The following is a 16,790-nucleotide window of genomic DNA, read 5'->3' on the forward strand; positions in this document are numbered from 1 at the left end:
ACCGCTGGCGTGGTATTCGGTACCAGGTTCTCGAAGTTACCGCCCGTTGCGCCCGTGATCGTGGTGCTGACCGTCGAACCGCTGTTGTAGACGTCGTTAGCTGGCGTATCTACGACAACGCTGCCCGTCGATTCACCGGCCTTGATCGTGATCACCGAGCCATTGCTCAAGGTGACATTCACCGGCGTCTGCGCCGGGTTGGTCAAGGTGGCGGTGTAGGTGATTTGACCGCCTTCGGTCGCGGTCGAACCAGCCGTTAGAGTGACCGTGGTGGTGTCGATGGTGTCGGTGATCTGCGTCACGGCCGGGTTAGGGTCGATGGTCAATACCAGGTTGCCGCCACCGGTGGTGCCCGTAACGCCCACGCTGATCTGGCTCGGGTCGTTGTACGGGGTGTCGTTGGGCGCCAGGGGTACGTTGACCGTACCGGTCAGTTGGCCTGACGGGATAGTAATCACCGCGCCATTGGACAAGGTGACGGTAAGGTCGCTGCTGGATGGTCGCGTCACGGTCGCGGTGTAGGTCAGCACACCACCGGCTTCGGTGATGGTGGGCGTTGCGCTCAGGGACAGGGTCGAAGGCTGCAGCACCAGGTTGCCCGCATCAGCTGAGCCTGGGGCGCCGGTCAGCGCGTTGAGAGCCGAAGTACCCTGTCCAAGCGTACCGGTGGGGAAGCCGATGGTCGGATCGACACGGCCGGCGGTCGCGTCCAGCACCACGAAGCTGTGGCCACCCCCGGCTGCGCCGTTACCGGCAGCGTTTGCGCCGGCGGCAGTGGCTTCCAGGTCGGTGGTCGGGTCGGCGCCAGCGGCGATGGCTTGTTGCAGCTCGGCAACCGATGGCGCGGCTTGCTCGCTGGCAGCGGCGAGGTCGAGGCTGGAGTCCGGCAGGTCGGCGCTCCACTGGGTGTCACGGCCCAGGTCCAGAATGCGACCGTCGGCCAGCTCCAGGCTCACGGCGCCCGACATACCGGTGTCGATCTGGTCGCCCGCGAACAAGCGATCACCTTCAACGAGGACGCGCCGAGCACCTTCCGGAGAAATAACGAAAACTTGACCAACAATGCTTTTGACGATGGCAACAACACTGCTCATTAAAATTTTCTCCGGCGATCCGTTTCGACAAATTCCATTTCGCAGCGCGCTATTAGGGCTGCCAATTGGGAGGGCGTAGTCTATATATGCATTGACGTCAAATAATTGGCTAGATTTTTTAGCTATCTAGTTAGTGCCAAACTATTGACCTTAGGGCCGCCATCCTAAACAATCGGCCCCGTAATGTCACATTGATATTTATGCGGCGAACCGTCCTACATGTGTGTGAAGCAGTTCCGCTTTTTGAACTTTCCGACGTACGGTCATTACGGTAGCCATTATCCGACGCAGCGGTGCCAATCGCTGTGATTTGAGACAAGAAGTCCTAGGGAATTTTAAATGCGTCTGCACCTGTTCAAGGCAATACCGTTCGTTCTCGCCGCCAGTTTCGTACAAGCCCAGACACTGCCCCAAGCCATGCAACAGGCATTGGATGTACACCCGGAAATCCAGGCAGGTGTTAACAGCCGCATCGCTGCCGATTACCAATTGCGCGCCGCACAAGGCGGCTACCTGCCGCGTGTCGACCTGAACGCCGGTTACGGCCGCCAAGGAACCGACAACGCCACCACCCGCGCCAACAATCCTGGCGGCAATCACTGGGACACGCTCAACCGCGGTGAATCCAGCCTGCGCCTGCAGCAAATGATTTTTGACGGTTTCGCCACCTCCAGCGAAGTCGGGCGTCAACAAGCCAACGTTAATTCCCGCGCTTACTCTTTGCTCGGGACTTCCGAGCGCACCGCGCTGACCGTTGCCCAGGTTTACCTGGAAGTATTGACCCGTCGTGAGTTCGTACGCCTGGCCGAAGATAACCTGCGCAACCACGAACGCATCTACGACCAGATCAAGTTGCGCACCGAGCGCGGCGTCGGCAACGGTGCCGACCAGGACCAGGCCGAAGCGCGCCTGGCCCAGGCCCGTAACAACTTGATCACCGAGCAGACCAACCTGGCCGATGCGCAGGTCAACTACCTCAGCGCCGTCGGCCAGATGCCCGACGAACTCGAGCGTCCGGCCCCATTCATGGCCATGCTGCCGGCCGACCTGAATGAAGCGCGTCGCCAGATGCTCGACAACAGCCCGATCCTGCGTTCGGCCGAGTCGGATATCTCTGCCGCCGAGAAGCAGTACGACGCCGCCAAGTCCAACTTCTATCCGCGTTTTGACGCTGAATTGGGTACCAACGCCGACAACAACGTCTCCGGTGATCCCAACCACAGCAATGGTTGGGAAGCCATGGTGCGCATGCGCTTCAACCTGTTCGCCGGTGGTAGCAACAAGGCCGACCTGCAATCGAAGTCCTACCAGGCCAACCAGGCGCTGGACATCCGTAACAATGCCTTGCGCCAACTCAATGAAGAACTAGGCTTGGCCTGGAACGCCCTGAACAACGCCAATGCGCAATTGCCGGTCGCCCAGCAGTACGTGGATCACAGCACCCGCGTACGCACGTCCTACCAGCAACAGTTCAGCCTTGGTCAACGTACGCTGTTGGATTTGCTCGACAGCGAAAATGAATTGTTCACCGCTTCCCGCCGCCTGGAAGAAATCAAGAACATTCAGTTATTTACTCAGTACCGAATCAAGGCGACCATGGGCGAATTGCTCAAGAGCCAGGGAGTGGTTGCACCAATGGCCTCCGTCGTGCAGAACGACGTGAAACCTAAAGTCCAACTGCCTGGGATGAATTGAGCCACCCCAATAGCCCCATCTGTTAGTCGAGAGTGCCCCGCGTGGAACCTGAAGTCAGTCGAGTTCATCTCAGTCATGATCCACGCGCACTGCACGACGACCCGTTACTCGACGGGTTGTTGGCGCTCTGCGCCCTGCATCAAAAACCGGCCAGTGCGGCCATGCTCACCACCGGCCTGCCGCTGCCTTCGCAACGCTTGAGTGCCGAACTGCTGCCGCGTGCCGCTGCACGGGCCGGGTTGCAAGGCCGGCTGCTGCAACGCAAGTTGGAGCAGATCCCGACCATTGCACTGCCGGCGCTGCTGTTGCTCAAAGACGGTCGCAGTACCGTGCTGGTGGGCTGGGAGGGCGAAGATGAAGCGCGGATCCTGCTCAGCGAAAGCGACGGCGGTGAAGTGCTGATCAAGCGCGAAGCACTGGCCGACGACTACATCGGCAAAGTCTTCTTTGCACAGCCGCAGCACAAGTTCGACGTCAACCACGGCAGCCTGATTCCGCGGGCGCGCTCGTGGTTCCGTGACACCCTCATGCGTTCACGCTGGCTCTACACCGACGCCATCGCCGCCAGCTTCCTGATCAACATCATCGCCATGGCCGCGCCGCTGTTCGTGATGAACGTGTACGACCGCGTTGTGCCGAACCAGGCCACCGCCACCCTGTGGGTGCTGGCCGTGGGCATCTGCGGTGCCTACCTGTTCGACCTGATCCTCAAAAGCCTGCGCAGCCTGTGCCTGGACCTGGCCGGTAAAAAGACCGACCTGATCATCTCGGCCACGCTGTTCGAGCGCATCGTCGGCATGTCCATGAAATACCGCCCGGCGCGGGTCGGCAGCTTCGCGCAGAACATCCATGAGTTTCAAAGCCTGCGCGACTTCCTCGCGTCGCTGACCCTCACCAGCCTGATCGACTTGCCGTTTACGCTGCTGATCTTCCTGGTCATCGCCATTCTCGGCGGGCACCTGGTGTGGATCCCGGTGCTGGCGTTCCCACTGGCCCTGGGCATCGGCTACGCCTTGCAAAAGCCCTTGGTCGCGACCATGGAACGCACCATGGCGCTGGCCGCCGAGCGCCAGTCGAGCCTGATCGAAACCCTCGCCGGGCTTGATGCGGTCAAGGTCAACAATGCCGAGAGCGAGCGTCAGTACGGCTGGGAACAGACCATCGGTACCCTGAGCCGGCTTGAGCTTCGGGTGAAGTTGCTGTCGGGCCTGTCGATGAACATGACCCTGCTGATCCAGCAACTGGCCGGCGTGATCATGATCGTGTTCGGCGTGTACCAGATCATCGACGGCAACCTCAGCATGGGCGGCCTGATTGCCTGCTACATGCTCAGTGGTCGTGCCTTGAGCCCGTTGGCCTCGCTGTCGGGCCTGCTGACGCGCTATCAGCAAGCCAAGGTCACCATGACCTCGGTGGACCAGATGATGGAGCTGCCCCAGGAGCGCAACTTCGAAGAGCGCCCCATGAGCCGTCGCACCCTGCAAGGCGCCATCGAGTGCCGGGGCCTGAACTTCACTTACCCGAACCAGCAGAACCTGGCGCTGAAAAACATCAACCTGGTGATCAAGCCAGGGGAAAAAATCGGCATCATCGGCCGCAGCGGCTCGGGCAAAAGCTCCCTGGCCAAGTTGATCGTCGGCCTTTACCAACCCGACTCCGGCTCCTTGCTGGTGGACGGCGTGGACGTGCGCCAGATCGACGTGAGCGAGCTGCGCCACAACATCGGCTATGTCGCCCAAGACATTCAATTGCTGGCCGGCACCCTGCGCGACAACCTGGTCAGCGGTGCGCGCTACGTCGAGGATGAAATGGTCCTGCAAGCCGCCGAACTGGCTGGCGTGCACGAATTTGCCCGTCTGCATCCCCAAGGCTACGAACTGCAAGTCGGCGAGCGTGGGCAGAACCTGTCCGGCGGCCAGCGCCAGAACGTTGCCCTGGCCCGTGCGCTGCTGCTCAACCCGCCCATGCTGCTGCTGGACGAACCCACCAGCGCCATGGACAACACCGGCGAAGAACGCTTGAAGCAACGCCTGCAAGCCGTGGTGCAAAACAAAACCGTGGTGCTGGTCACGCACCGAGCCTCACTGCTCTCCCTGGTTGATCGTCTGCTGGTGGTCGACCGTGGGCAGATTCTCGCGGACGGCCCGAAAGCCGTGGTCATGGAAGCGTTGAAGAAGGGGCAGATCAGTGTTGCTTAATTCCATCAAGAGTGCGGTCGGCCGCTACTTCAAAGGCTCCGATTCGCTGCAGGGCCAGCCGCTGCCCGAGGTCAACAAGGCGCTGATCGAAGATGCGCCACGGGTCATCCGCCTGACCATTTGGGCAATCATCGCGTTCTTTGTATTTCTGGTGGTGTGGGCCGGTTTCTCCCAGATCGACGAAGTGACCCGTGGCGACGGCAAGGCGATTCCGTCGTCCAAGCTGCAGAAAATCCAGAACCTTGAAGGCGGCATCGTCGCCGAGCTGTACGTCAAGGAAGGCCAGATCGTAGAGGCCGGCGCGCCGTTGATTCGTCTCGACGACACGCGGTTTGTCTCCAACGCCGGGGAAACCGAAGCCCTGCGCCTGGCCATGCAACTGCGTGTCGAGCGTTTGAGCGCCCAGGTGGATGACCGCCCGCTGAACATCCCTGACGAGGTGCTCAAGGCCGCGCCGAGCCAGGCCGCCAACGAGCGCTCCTTGTATGAAAGCCGCCGCCAGCAGTTGAAAGACGAAGTCGGCGGCTTGCAGGAACAACTCGTGCAACGCCAACAGGAACTGCGCGAGTTCACCTCCAAGCAGGGCCAATACCGCAGCCAGTTGTCCCTGCAACGCCAGGAAATCAACATGTCCGAGCCGCTGGTGGCCCAGGGCGCGGTGTCGCCGGTAGAAGTGCTGCGCCTCAAGCGCGCCGAAATGGAAACCCGCGGGCAGTTGGACGCCACCACCCTGGCGATCCCGCGTGCTGAATCGGCGATCAAGGAAGTGCAACGCAAGATCGATGAAACCCGCGGCAAATTCCGCAGCGAAGCCCTGACCCAACTCAACGAAGCCCGTACTGAACTGAACAAGGCCGAGTCCACCGGCCGCGCGCTGGAAGACCGGGTCAGCCGCACCCTGGTCACCTCGCCAGTGCGCGGGATCGTCAAGCAGTTGCTGGTCAACACCGTTGGGGGTGTGATCCAGCCGGGCAGCGATATGGTTGAAATCGTGCCGCTGGACGACACCCTACTGGTAGAGGCCAAGATCCGCCCGCAAGACATCGCCTTCCTGCACCCAGGGCAGGAAGCGGTGGTCAAGTTCACCGCTTACGACTACACGGTCTACGGTGGCCTGAAGGCCAAGCTCGAACGCATCGGCGCCGACACCATCACTGATGAAGACAAGAAGACCACCTACTACATGATCACTCTGCGCACCGACCGCAGCCACTTGGGCACCGATGAGAAGCCGCTGCTGATCATCCCCGGCATGGTTGCTTCGGTGGATATCATCACCGGCAAGAAAAGCATCCTCAGCTACCTGCTCAAGCCGATCATCAAGGCGCGGGCCGAGGCGTTGCACGAGCGTTGATCTTCAGCGCCTGTCCGACCTTATCGCAGGCAAGCCAGCTCCCACATTTGAATGTGTTCACCAATCAGAATGTGGGAGGGGGCTTGCCCCCGGTGAGCCGTCAGCATCACGCTACAGCTCAAACCAAACGCCATATCCATATGCGCTAACGGTATTTAAGCTTCCATCCTTATGCCTATAAATTCACTCCCCTGTCCGCCGGGAATGAATCAAATGTCTGCCACCACCGCCCTCCAAACCTTCGACATCCACCCCTTCCCCGGCAGTGTCGGCGCCGAGATCATCGGCCTGGACTTGTCCCGCCCAGTCAACGAGCAGGACTTCGCCCGCATCCATCGCGCACACTTGGACTACCACGTCATCGTGTTCCGCGACCAACGCATCACCCCCGAACAACAGATCGCCTTCAGCCGCCGTTTCGGCGTGTTGCAGATCCATGTGCTCAAGCAGTTCCTGTTGGCCAACCACCCCGAGATCCTGATCGTTTCCAACATCATCGAGAACGGCCAATCCATCGGCCTGGGGGATGCAGGCAAGTTCTGGCATTCGGACCTGTCATACAAAGAACTGCCCAGCCTGGGTTCGATGCTGCATGCCCAGGAACTGCCATCTGAAGGCGGCGACACTCTGTTCGCCGATATGCACAAAGCCTGGGAGCACTTGCCAGGTCACCTGCGCAACGCGGTCGAAGGCCGCAGCGCCGCGCATTCCTACACGGCGCGCTACAGCGAGACCAAATTCGAAGGCAACTGGCGCCCAACCCTTACCCCCGAACAGCTCGCCCAGGTTGCCGAAGTGGTGCACCCCGTTGTGCGCACCCACCCGGAAAGCGGCCGTAAGGCGCTGTTCGTCAGCGAGGGCTTCACCACCCGTATCGTCGGCTTGCCCGATGACGAAAGCCGTGACCTGCTGGCCCAGCTCTATGCCTACAGCGTGCTGCCGGAAAATATCTACCGTCATCAGTGGCAGCCCCACGACCTGGTGTTCTGGGACAACCGCTCGCTGATCCACCTGGCCGCCGGGTGCCCAAGCCATCTGCGCCGCAAGTTGTACCGCACCACGATTCAGGGTGACGCGCCGTTCTAACCCGATAAAGCCTGCTAGGATTGCGCCCAGTTCACTCCCAACGGACCACGAGTGCTTGGCATGCAACTACCAGACATGAACCTGCTGGTCGCCCTCGACGCGTTGCTCGACGAGGGCAGTGTGGTGGGCGCCGCGCGGCGGATGAACCTTAGCCCGGCCGCCATGAGCCGCACCCTCACGCGTATCCGTGAAGCGGTCGGTGACCCGATCCTGGTGCGTGCCGGCCGTGGCCTGGTGCCGACGCCCAAGGCGCTCGAGTTGCAAGGCCAGGTGCGCAATGTGGTGGAGCAGGCTGCGTTGCTGTTCCGTTCGGCGGACCAAGTCGATCTGAGCACCTTGCGCCGCCGCTTCAGCGTGCGCGCCAATGACTTTTTCATCGGCGTGTATGGCGGGCGACTGTTCGACACCATGGAGCGCATGGCGCCGCTGTGCGAGCTGCGCTTCGTGCCCGAAGGCGACACGGACGATGAAGCCTTGCGCGAAGGGCGGTTGGACTTGCGGGTGAGCAACACCATGCCTGCCAGCCCGGAAGTGAAGGTGCAGAACCTGTTCTCCACCACCTTTGTCGGCCTGGCACGACAAGACCACCCGCTGTTCGACGAAGAAATCACGGCGGCACGCTTTGCCAGCTACTCCCACATCAGCATCTCCCGGCGCGGCATCGCCCGTGGGCCCATCGATACCGCGTTGAATGCCCAAGGCCTGGAGCGCCGTGTGGCCATGATCGCCCCAGGCTTTCACGGTGCGATGTTCATGCTGCCCGATTCCGACCTGCTGTTGCCGGTACCCAAGGAAGCCCTCCTGAGCGCCAAGCGTCTGAACCTGCCACTGCGCGCATTTGCCTTGCCGATTCCACTGCCAACCCTGGTCCTGGCGCAATCCTGGCACCCACGCTTCGACAAAGACCCGGCGCACAAATGGCTGCGTGAAACCATGCGCGAAAGCTGTCATGCCACCTGGCTAGAAGCCCAGCCGGTATAAAGCGAACGCGGATGAATGTGGGAGCTGGCTTGCCTGCGAAGGCGGCGTGTCAGTCACTGAATCTCTTACTGAACTGGCGCTATCGCAGGCAAGCCAGCTCCCACAGGGTTCAGTGTTGATGTTCAAAGTTGCGCCTGGCGCACTTATAACCTGCCAACAAGTAACTTTTTGTCATGAGAGTGCCTGATTAAACTGCTCGGGTATTTCTCATTCCGAGTTACCTGTTCATGACGTCCCTCGCTGCCCCCGTCCTCCAGGCCGCAGCCAAACCTACGGCCCCGAGCCCACCCGTGTTCGGCCCGCGCATCATCATCGGCTTGCTCGGCGTGTTGCTGGCGGTGCTGGTCTCCGGTCTCAACGAGATGGTCACCAAGGTTGCTCTCGCCGATATCCGTGGCGCGCTGTACATCGGCTTTGATGAAGGCACGTGGTTGGTCGCCGCCTATACCGCCACCTCCGTGGCAGCCATGGCCTTCGCGCCGTGGTGTTCGGTGACGTTTTCCCTGCGTCGCTTCACCCTGTGCGCTATCGGTTTGTTCACCGTGCTGGGCATCCTTTGCCCGTTTGCGCCGAACTACGAAAGCCTGCTGCTGCTGCGTACCGTGCAAGGCCTGGCCGGTGGCGCGCTGCCGCCGATGCTGATGACCGTGGCGCTGCGTTTTTTGCCGGCCAACGTCAAGTTGTACGGGTTGGCCGGTTACGCACTGACCGCCACCTTCGGGCCCAGCCTGGGCACGCCGCTGGCGGCGTTGTGGACCGAATACGTCGGTTGGCAGTGGGCGTTCTGGCAGATCGTCGCGCCGTGCCTGCTGGCCATGGCGGCCGTGGCCTATGGCTTGCCACAAGACCCGCTGCGCCTGGAGCGCTTCAAGCAGTTCAACTGGCGTGGTTTGCTGTTGGGCTTCCCGGCGATTTGCATGCTGGTGATCGGCCTGTTGCAAGGCAATCGCCTGGACTGGTTCGAGTCGGGCCTGATTACCTTCCTGCTGTGTGGCGGCACAGTGTTGCTGGTGCTGTTCATGCTCAACGAATGGTCACAGCCGCTGCCCTTCTTCAACCTGCAGATGCTCGGCCTGCGCAACCTGGCCTTCGCCCTGATCGTGCTGGCCGGCGTGCTGATGGTGCTGACCTCGGTGATCATCATCCCGTCCAGTTTCCTCGCCCAGGTCCAGGGTTACCGGCCGCTGCAAACTGCGCCGGTGATGCTGCTGATGGCGCTGCCACAGTTGATTGCACTGCCGCTGGTGGCGGCGCTGTGCAACCTGCGCTGGGTCGATTGCCGCTGGGTGCTGGGCATTGGCCTGAGCATGTTGGTGCTGTGCTGCATCGGCAGTTCTCACCTGACTTCGGCGTGGATTCGTGACGACTTTTACGGCTGGTACCTGCTGCAGATTTTCGGTCAGCCGATGGCCGTGCTGCCGCTGCTGATGCTGTCCACCGGCAGTATCCAGCCCATCGAAGGGCCGTTTGCCTCGGCCTGGTTCAATACCGTCAAAGGCCTGGCTGCTGTGATCGCCACTGCGGTGCTGGATACATTGACCACCCAGCGCGGGCATTTCCATTCAACCATGTTGGTGGACCGCCTGGGCAATTCGCCCCTGGCCGACGCTGACGCGCCGGGCCTCGCCCATCGCTTGCACGAGCAGACCGTGGTGCTGACCTCTTCGGATCTTTACGTCGTCATGGCCGGTGTCGCGGTGGCGTTGATCCTGCTGATTTTCTGGATGCCCACGCGGATCTATCCGCCTCGCGCTCCGGCCTGACCACAAGGACTCTCCATGAAACGCAAAGACAAAATTGCCGTCTCCGTTATTGCTGTATTTGCCGTCGGTGTGCTGGTTTACCTGGTTGCGCCGGGCGTACTGGGCAGCAAGCACCAGACCACCAACGACGCCTTCGTCGCGGCGGATTTCACCCTGGTCGCTCCCCGCGTTGCCGGCTTCATCAAGGAAGTGCTGGTGGAAGACAACCAGCGTGTCAAAGCCGGGCAACTGCTGGCGTTGATCGACGACCGCGATTTTCGCGCCGCCGCCCAGGCCGCCGATGCCGACACCCTGGTCGCCCAGGCCCAGCTGAAAAACGCCAGCGCGACCCTGGAGCGCCAAAGCTCGGTGATCGCCCAGGCCCAGGCCACCGTGGCAGCAGATCGCGCAGAAGTGGCGTTTGCCGAGCATGAACTGAATCGCTACAACCACCTCGCTGGCGTCGGTGCGGGCACCGTGCAGAACGCCCAGCAAGCCAAGACCCGCATCGATCAGGCTACCGCGCGCCTGGCCAAATCCACCGCCGTGCTGGCCGCCGAACGCAAGCAGGTGGAAATCCTCACCGCCCAGCGCGACGCCGCCGAAGGTGGGCTCAAACGCGCCCAGGCCGCGCTGGAAATGGCCAGTTATCAGCTGTCTTACACGCGCATTGTCGCACCGGTGGATGGCATGGTCGGTGAGCGTGCGGTGCGGGTCGGCGCCTATGTGACACCGGGCAGCAAGATCCTCGCGGTGGTGCCACTGGCCGAAGCCTACGTGGTGGCCAATTTCCAAGAGACCCAACTGTCGCATATGCACGCGGGGCAAGCGGTGCAAGTCAGCGTCGACAGCCTTGACGGCGAACTGCTCAAAGGCCATCTGGAAAGCCTGGCGCCTGCCACCGGGGTGACCTTCGCCTCGGTCAAGCCCGACAACGCCACCGGCAACTTCACCAAGGTGGTGCAGCGTATTCCGGTGAAGATCGTCCTCGAACCGAACCAGCCACTGACCGAGCGTTTGCGCGTCGGCATGTCGGTGGAAGCCAGCGTCGACACCCGGCCGGTCGCGCAACAGCGTGAGGTGGCCCAGCAATGAAACATCTCGCCTGGCTCACCTTGAGCCTGATCAGCCTGAGTGCCTGCACGGTCGGTCCCGACTTCCAGCGGCCCGAGAGCCCGCAGATCAATCAATGGAGCGAACCTCAGGGCCGACAAGCTGCCAGCCGTGCCGTCAGCGATCCCTTGCAGGAGCGCTGGTGGGACGTGTTCCACGACGCGCAGCTCTCAGCCCTGACACGCCGCGCCCTCAGCGATAACCTCGACCTGAAGTTGGCCAGCAGCCGCCTGCAACAGAGCCGCGCGGTACGTGAGGTAACCACCGCCGAGCGCTACCCGAATGTCGATGCGGGCGGCGGTTACCAGCGCAAGCGCAACAGCGGCAAAGGTTTGAACGACCCTTCCGGCGAGAATGGCCGCGCAGCCTTCAACCAATGGGACATGGGCTTCTCCGCTTCTTGGGAACTGGACTTCTGGGGCCGGGTCAAGCGCGAAACCGAAGCCGCCGACGCCACCCTGGAAGTCGCCGAAAACGACCGTCGCGCCGTGTTGTTGTCGGTACTGGCCGAGACCGCCCAGGACTACATCCAACTGCGCGGCGTACAAAATACCCGCGCCGTGACCGAGCAAAACCTCGACGTCGCTCGCCACAGCCTCAAGCTCTCGCAACTGCGTCTGGCCGACGGCGTCGCGACCGACCTGGACGTGGCCGAAGCCGCCGCTCAAGTCGCGGCTATCGAGGCGCGCCTGCCGGATTTACAACAGCGCCAGGACCAATTGATCAACGCCCTTAGCCTGCTGATGGGCGAGCCGCCCCAGGCCCTGCACGCGCAGCTGTCCAAGGATGCACCTGTGCCGCAAACACAGCGCCAGGTCGCGATCGGCCTGCCATCGGAACTCGCCGAGCGCCGCCCAGACATCCGTCAGGCAGAAGCTCGCTTGCACGCTGCCACTGCCAGCATCGGCGTGGCCAAGGGCGACTTTTACCCACGCATCACCTTGTCCGGCAGCCTCGGCTCCCAAGCCATGCAGCTCTCGGATTTCGGCTCCTGGGGTTCCCGCGCCTTTGCCTTCGGCCCGCAATTGAGCCTACCGCTGTTCAACGGCGGGCGCCTGCAAGGCATGGTCGATTTGCGTGAAGCCCAGCAACAGGAAGCGGCGCTGGCCTACCAGCAAACCGTGCTACGCGCCTGGCATGAAATCGATGATCAACTGTCCCGCTACAACGCCAGCCAACTGCGTCGCGACAGCCTGGCCGAAGCGGTGCGCCAGAACCAGATCGCACTGACCACTGCGCAACATCAGTACGTCGAAGGCGTGGCGGATTTCGTCAACGTACTCACCGTGCAAAGCGCATTGCTGGCGACGCAGGAGCAGTGGGTGGAAAGCTCCACCGGCGTGTCGTTGGCCATGGTCGGGCTGTACAAAGCGCTGGGAGGAGGGTGGGAGTCGGTGTACCCGTTGCAGACCGCTGTGCGCTGAGCGAGAAAGAGTTTTTGTCAGTCGCCAAATAAGATGTAATGATAATTGCTCTCAATAACACTTCTGAGCTTTTCATGGGCATCGCGACTGACGGCCAGCAACAGCTTCACATCCTGTACCGCGACCATCATGGCTGGCTGCAAGGCTGGTTGCGCAAGCGTCTGGGCGACCGGGAACAGGCCGCCGATGTGGCTCAGGACACCTTCCTGCGCCTGCTGGTGGCCGGGCGCTTCCCGGGTGACAAAGAAAGCCGCAGCTACTTGGCGCAGATCGCCCGCAACCTGGTGATCGACCAATGGCGCCGCCTGCGCATCGAGCGTGCGTACCTGGAAAGCATCGCGCACCTGCCCGAGCCCGAGTCGCCTTCCCTGGAAACCCGCGCGCTGATCCTCGAAACCCTGATGCAGATCGACGCCATGCTCGACCGCATGCCCGACAATGCACGCCGTGCGTTTTTACTTTCGCAGTTCGAAGGCTTGAGCTACGCGCAAATCGCCGAGCGCCTGGGCGTCACCGTCAGCTCCGTGCAAAAGTACATGACCCGCGCCATTGTCGCCTGCTACCAGGTGGTGTACGAAGAATGAAGCGCGACGCGCCCATCGCCCCCGCGATTGTCGAGCAAGCCAGTGAGTGGTTGATGCTGCAATGGGGCGGCGAGCTCAAGGGCGAGCAGCGCCAGGAGTTTGCCCGCTGGCAGGCCGCTGACCCGGAGCATCGTCGCGCCTGGCAGCGCTTGCAGCAGCTGCAACACACCCTGGGCGGCGTACCTGCCGACAGCGCTCGCGCAGTATTGCGCGACACCCCGGATACCCAACGCCGGGCCGCGCTCAAACTGCTCGGCCTGCTGTTGGTGGCCGGTGGCAGCGGCTACCTGGTGCAACGCAGCGAGCCCTGGCAAGCGGCCTTTGCAGAGCTGCGTACCGCCACGGGCGAAATTCGCCATATGACCTTGAGCGACGGCACGCAACTGGACCTTAACAGTGACAGCGCCGTAGACCTGCGTTTCAGCGCTACCGAGCGGCGTATTCGGCTGATCCGAGGCGAGGTCCTGCTGACCAGCGGCCACGACGCCTCGCGCCCGTTGATCGTCGAAACGCCTGCCGGTGATGTGCAGGCGTTGGGCACGCGCTTTGCGGTGCGGGAACTGCCCGACGGCAGCCGCGTGGATTTGTACGAAGGTCGCCTGCGGGTCACGCCGTTGCAGGGTGCGCCGGTGCATATGCAGGCAGGGGACAGCCTATGGTTCAACGCGCGTCAAAGCACCGCGTTGCCGGCAGTGAGCGCCAATGCCGGCAGTTGGACCGAGCACCGTCTGGTTGCCGAGCGCCAGCCGTTGGGTGAGTTCGTGGCGCAACTGAGCCGCTACCGCCCGGGCCTGTTGCGCTGTGATCAGGCGGTGTCGAAGCTGCTGTTGACCGGCGTGTTCCCGCTGAACGACACCGACGCGATCCTGGCGGCCTTGGAGCGTTCATTGCCCGTGCACGTGCAGGCGGTGACCCGTTACTGGGTAACGATCAAGGCGCGGGTCTGAAAATACTTTGTACAGGGCTTGTCGGTTTCTGCGGCCCGTTCGGGATACCTCTTGAAAGCCAATCAAGAAGCGTTCTCACGGGGAGTCCTGCCATGTCGCACCACCCAATCCAACCTTTGGCCCGCGCGCTGCGTCGTGGCCTGTTTGCCGGCCTGCTGGCAACGGCGCCTGTACTGCCGAGCATGGTTCAAGCCGAAGAAAGCACCGAAGCGCTGCGCAGCTATGACATTCCCGCGGGCAGCCTCGACCAGGCGTTGAACCGTTTCGCCAGTGCCTCAGGCATCTTGCTGTCGGTTGACGCATCGCTCACCGACGGCAAGCGCAGCGCCGGCTTGAAAGGGCGTTACGGCGTAGGTTCGGGGTTGCAGCGCTTGCTGGCGGGCAGCGGTTTGGCGGCGGTGCAATCCCAGGGCGGTTGGTCGTTGCAGGCCCTTTCCGGCGACGGAGCCTTGCAGTTGGGCGCGACCCAGATAAGTGGCCGGCAGGAGCAGGAAAGCGCCTGGGGCCCGGTGGACGGTATTGTCGCCAAGCGCAGCGCCTCGGGCAGCAAGACCGACTCGGCGCTGGTGGAAATTCCCCAGACGATCAACGTGATCACCGCCGCCGAGATCAAGGCACGTGGCGCCCAGAGTGTCACCCAGGCGTTGCTCTATACCCCCGGCATGACGGCCGGCGGCTTTGCCGACCGAGTCAAACTGTTCGACGAGCCGACGTCACGCGGCTTCTCGCCCACGCCGCTGTACCTGGACGGTCTGCACCTGCCTTATGGCGGTGGCAGCACCGGGGGCGCGTTGCAGATCGAACCGTATTCCTTGGAACGCATCGAAGTGCTCAAAGGCCCGGCGTCCGTGCTTTACGGCCAGAACCAGCCGGGCGGTATCGTCAATATGGTCAGCAAGCGCCCCAGCGAAACGCCGATACATCAAGTGGTACTGGAAGCCGGCACCTACGAACACAAAAGCGCGGCCATCGACCTGAGCGGCCCGTTGGACGAGGAGGGGCAGTTTCTCTACCGCCTGACCGGCCTGGCGAATGACGCGCAAGACGAAATCAACTACGTCGAAAACAAGCGCCAGTTCATCGCCCCCAGCCTCACCTGGCGCCCCAACGACGACACCAGCCTGACCCTGTTCGCCCAGTACCAGAAAGACAAAGGCGTGCCCGAAGCCCAAGGCCTGCCGGCGTCCGGCACGCTGTGGGACAACCCCAACGGCAAGATCAAGCGCGATGTGTTTATCGGCGAGCCGGGCGTCAACCAGTACAACCGCGAGCAATACGTGCTGGGTTACGAAGTTTCCCATCGCCTCAACGACATCTGGACCCTCAAGCAAAACGCCCGTTACGCCGAGGTCGACGACCGCTACACCGCGCCCTTGCACGGCTACCGCTTTGTCGCCAACCCCAACACCGGCGTGCAGGACCAACGCTACCTGCAACGCTTCGGCGTGGACTGGTCGCAGACCAACAAAGTGTTCGGCGTGGACAGCATCGCCCAGGCTGAATTCGACACGGGCGCACTGTCCCACACCTTCATCGTTGGCCTGGACTACTACCATTCCAACTCGCAGTTCCATGGCCTGTATGACCGCAACCCGCCGATCATCGACCTGTTCAAACCGGTGTACGGCCAGCCCTTGAACTTCGGCCAACCGTACCGCTGGGACCGCACCATTACCCAGACCGGCCTGTATCTGCAGGACCAGATCAAGCTGGATAAATGGGTGCTGGTACTCGGTGGCCGCTACGACTGGGCGAATGTGGTGAACAAGGAGCCGATACAGGACACCCGCTTTGCCAGCAAAGACCAGGCATTCACCGGCCGTGCGGGCCTGGTGTACCTGTTCGATAACGGCGTGTCGCCCTTCGTCAGTTATTCGGAATCCTTCTTGCCGCTGGCCGGCACTGATGCGAACCGAAAACCCTTCGAACCCTCCACCGGCAAACAATACGAAGTCGGCGTGAAGTTCCAGCCACCGGGCCAGAAGAGCTTCATCCAGGCCTCGGTGTACAAACTGGATCAGGAAAACGTGCTGACCACCAACCCGGTGGACACCACCTTCAGCACCCAAAGCGGCGCCCTGCGCTCGCGGGGTGTTGAGCTGGAAGCCAAGGCCGTCTTGAGCGACGCCTGGGAAGTGGTCGCCTCGGCTGCGCGCAATGACGTCAAATACACCAAGGACAACGATGGCCGCCAAGGTCGCCACCCGGCCGGCATCTCCCCACTCACCGCCTCGATGTGGGTCAACTACACCGTGCTCGGCGACACGCCCTTGGCGGGGCTGGGTGCAGGGCTTGGCGTGCGTTACGCCCGTCAAAGCCTGGGCGACTACTACGAAGGCGCCTTCAACGTGCCGTCCTACAGTGTCTACGATGCAAGCCTAAGCTACGACCTGGGCGCCTCGCCGCTCAAGCTCAAGGGCGTGAAGCTGGCGATGAACGTGCAGAACCTCAGCAACAAGACCTACGTCTCGCAGTGCACCAGTGATCTGGATTGCTACTACGGGGAAGGACGCACGGTGGTGTCGAGCCTGACGTACGATTGGTAACTTAGCGTTTAGGTGATATTTGCTGC

The 16,790-nt window shown here is 62.1% G+C and carries 12 protein-coding genes; 11 read left to right on the forward strand and 1 reads right to left on the reverse strand.

What is annotated here, in order from left to right:
* On the reverse strand, positions 1-1,094 hold a 1,094-nt coding region (locus ACTJLA_RS23035), incomplete at its 3' end, for a retention module-containing protein (protein ID WP_440842200.1).
* 339 nt (positions 1,095-1,433) lie between these two features.
* On the opposite strand from ACTJLA_RS23035, the gene ACTJLA_RS23040 reads away from it, so the two are divergent.
* The 11 genes from ACTJLA_RS23040 (at position 1,434) to ACTJLA_RS23090 (ending at position 16,764) form a co-directional block, all read left to right on the forward strand.
* Positions 1,434-2,789, forward strand: a complete 1,356-nt coding sequence (locus tag ACTJLA_RS23040; RefSeq protein WP_034125411.1) for a TolC family outer membrane protein — start codon at positions 1,434-1,436, stop codon at positions 2,787-2,789.
* Between the two features lie 41 nt (positions 2,790-2,830).
* Positions 2,831-4,987 (forward strand): type I secretion system permease/ATPase, encoded by a 2,157-nt coding sequence (locus ACTJLA_RS23045; RefSeq protein ID WP_034125412.1) that lies wholly within the window; start codon positions 2,831-2,833, stop codon positions 4,985-4,987.
* The gene (locus ACTJLA_RS23050; RefSeq protein ID WP_014716369.1) at positions 4,977-6,341 is read left to right on the forward strand and encodes an HlyD family type I secretion periplasmic adaptor subunit; all 1,365 of its coding nucleotides are present in this window, start codon (positions 4,977-4,979) and stop codon (positions 6,339-6,341) included. Before ACTJLA_RS23045 ends, ACTJLA_RS23050 begins: the two co-directional genes overlap by 11 nt.
* A gap of 213 nt (positions 6,342-6,554) precedes the next feature.
* A complete protein-coding gene (locus ACTJLA_RS23055; protein WP_314551130.1) occupies positions 6,555-7,427 on the forward strand; it encodes a TauD/TfdA family dioxygenase in 873 nt (290 codons plus the stop codon).
* Positions 7,428-7,487: 60 nt separating this feature from the next.
* Positions 7,488-8,408 (forward strand): LysR family transcriptional regulator, encoded by a 921-nt coding sequence (locus ACTJLA_RS23060; RefSeq protein ID WP_054922447.1) that lies wholly within the window; start codon positions 7,488-7,490, stop codon positions 8,406-8,408.
* Between the two features lie 227 nt (positions 8,409-8,635).
* Positions 8,636-10,171 (forward strand): MFS transporter, encoded by a 1,536-nt coding sequence (locus ACTJLA_RS23065; RefSeq protein ID WP_034125415.1) that lies wholly within the window; start codon positions 8,636-8,638, stop codon positions 10,169-10,171.
* 15 nt (positions 10,172-10,186) lie between these two features.
* On the forward strand, positions 10,187-11,245 hold the full coding sequence (locus ACTJLA_RS23070; protein WP_032878511.1) for an HlyD family secretion protein: 1,059 nt from the start codon (positions 10,187-10,189) through the stop codon (positions 11,243-11,245).
* Positions 11,242-12,687 (forward strand): efflux transporter outer membrane subunit, encoded by a 1,446-nt coding sequence (locus ACTJLA_RS23075; protein ID WP_314551134.1) that lies wholly within the window; start codon positions 11,242-11,244, stop codon positions 12,685-12,687. The genes ACTJLA_RS23070 and ACTJLA_RS23075 overlap by 4 nt, the downstream gene beginning before the upstream one ends.
* A 74-nt stretch (positions 12,688-12,761) precedes the next feature.
* Positions 12,762-13,271 (forward strand): sigma-70 family RNA polymerase sigma factor, encoded by a 510-nt coding sequence (locus ACTJLA_RS23080; RefSeq protein ID WP_314551137.1) that lies wholly within the window; start codon positions 12,762-12,764, stop codon positions 13,269-13,271.
* Positions 13,268-14,218: a FecR domain-containing protein gene (locus ACTJLA_RS23085; RefSeq protein WP_314551140.1), complete on the forward strand. Its 951-nt coding sequence runs from the start codon at positions 13,268-13,270 to the stop codon at positions 14,216-14,218. The genes ACTJLA_RS23080 and ACTJLA_RS23085 overlap by 4 nt, the downstream gene beginning before the upstream one ends.
* A 92-nt stretch (positions 14,219-14,310) precedes the next feature.
* A complete protein-coding gene (locus tag ACTJLA_RS23090) occupies positions 14,311-16,764 on the forward strand; it encodes a TonB-dependent siderophore receptor (RefSeq protein ID WP_314551142.1) in 2,454 nt (817 codons plus the stop codon).
* The last annotated feature ends 26 nt before the right edge of the window (positions 16,765-16,790 follow it).

Origin of the sequence: Pseudomonas sp. 22072 (assembly GCF_052046095.1) — a bacterium.
In the GTDB taxonomy this organism is placed as follows: domain Bacteria; phylum Pseudomonadota; class Gammaproteobacteria; order Pseudomonadales; family Pseudomonadaceae; genus Aquipseudomonas; species Aquipseudomonas paracarnis.

Bases quoted from the DNA above. Each gene is read 5' to 3' on its own strand.
- ACTJLA_RS23040 (WP_034125411.1), top strand. From the start codon at position 1,434: ATGCGTCTGCACCTGTTCAAGGCAATACCGTTCGTTCTCGCCGCCAGT.
- ACTJLA_RS23055 (WP_314551130.1), top strand. From the start codon at position 6,555: ATGTCTGCCACCACCGCCCTCCAAACCTTCGACATCCACCCCTTCCCC.
- ACTJLA_RS23060 (WP_054922447.1), top strand. From the start codon at position 7,488: ATGCAACTACCAGACATGAACCTGCTGGTCGCCCTCGACGCGTTGCTC.
- ACTJLA_RS23065 (WP_034125415.1), top strand. From the start codon at position 8,636: ATGACGTCCCTCGCTGCCCCCGTCCTCCAGGCCGCAGCCAAACCTACG.
- ACTJLA_RS23070 (WP_032878511.1), top strand. From the start codon at position 10,187: ATGAAACGCAAAGACAAAATTGCCGTCTCCGTTATTGCTGTATTTGCC.
- ACTJLA_RS23075 (WP_314551134.1), top strand. From the start codon at position 11,242: ATGAAACATCTCGCCTGGCTCACCTTGAGCCTGATCAGCCTGAGTGCC.
- ACTJLA_RS23080 (WP_314551137.1), top strand. From the start codon at position 12,762: ATGGGCATCGCGACTGACGGCCAGCAACAGCTTCACATCCTGTACCGC.
- ACTJLA_RS23085 (WP_314551140.1), top strand. From the start codon at position 13,268: ATGAAGCGCGACGCGCCCATCGCCCCCGCGATTGTCGAGCAAGCCAGT.
- ACTJLA_RS23090 (WP_314551142.1), top strand. From the start codon at position 14,311: ATGTCGCACCACCCAATCCAACCTTTGGCCCGCGCGCTGCGTCGTGGC.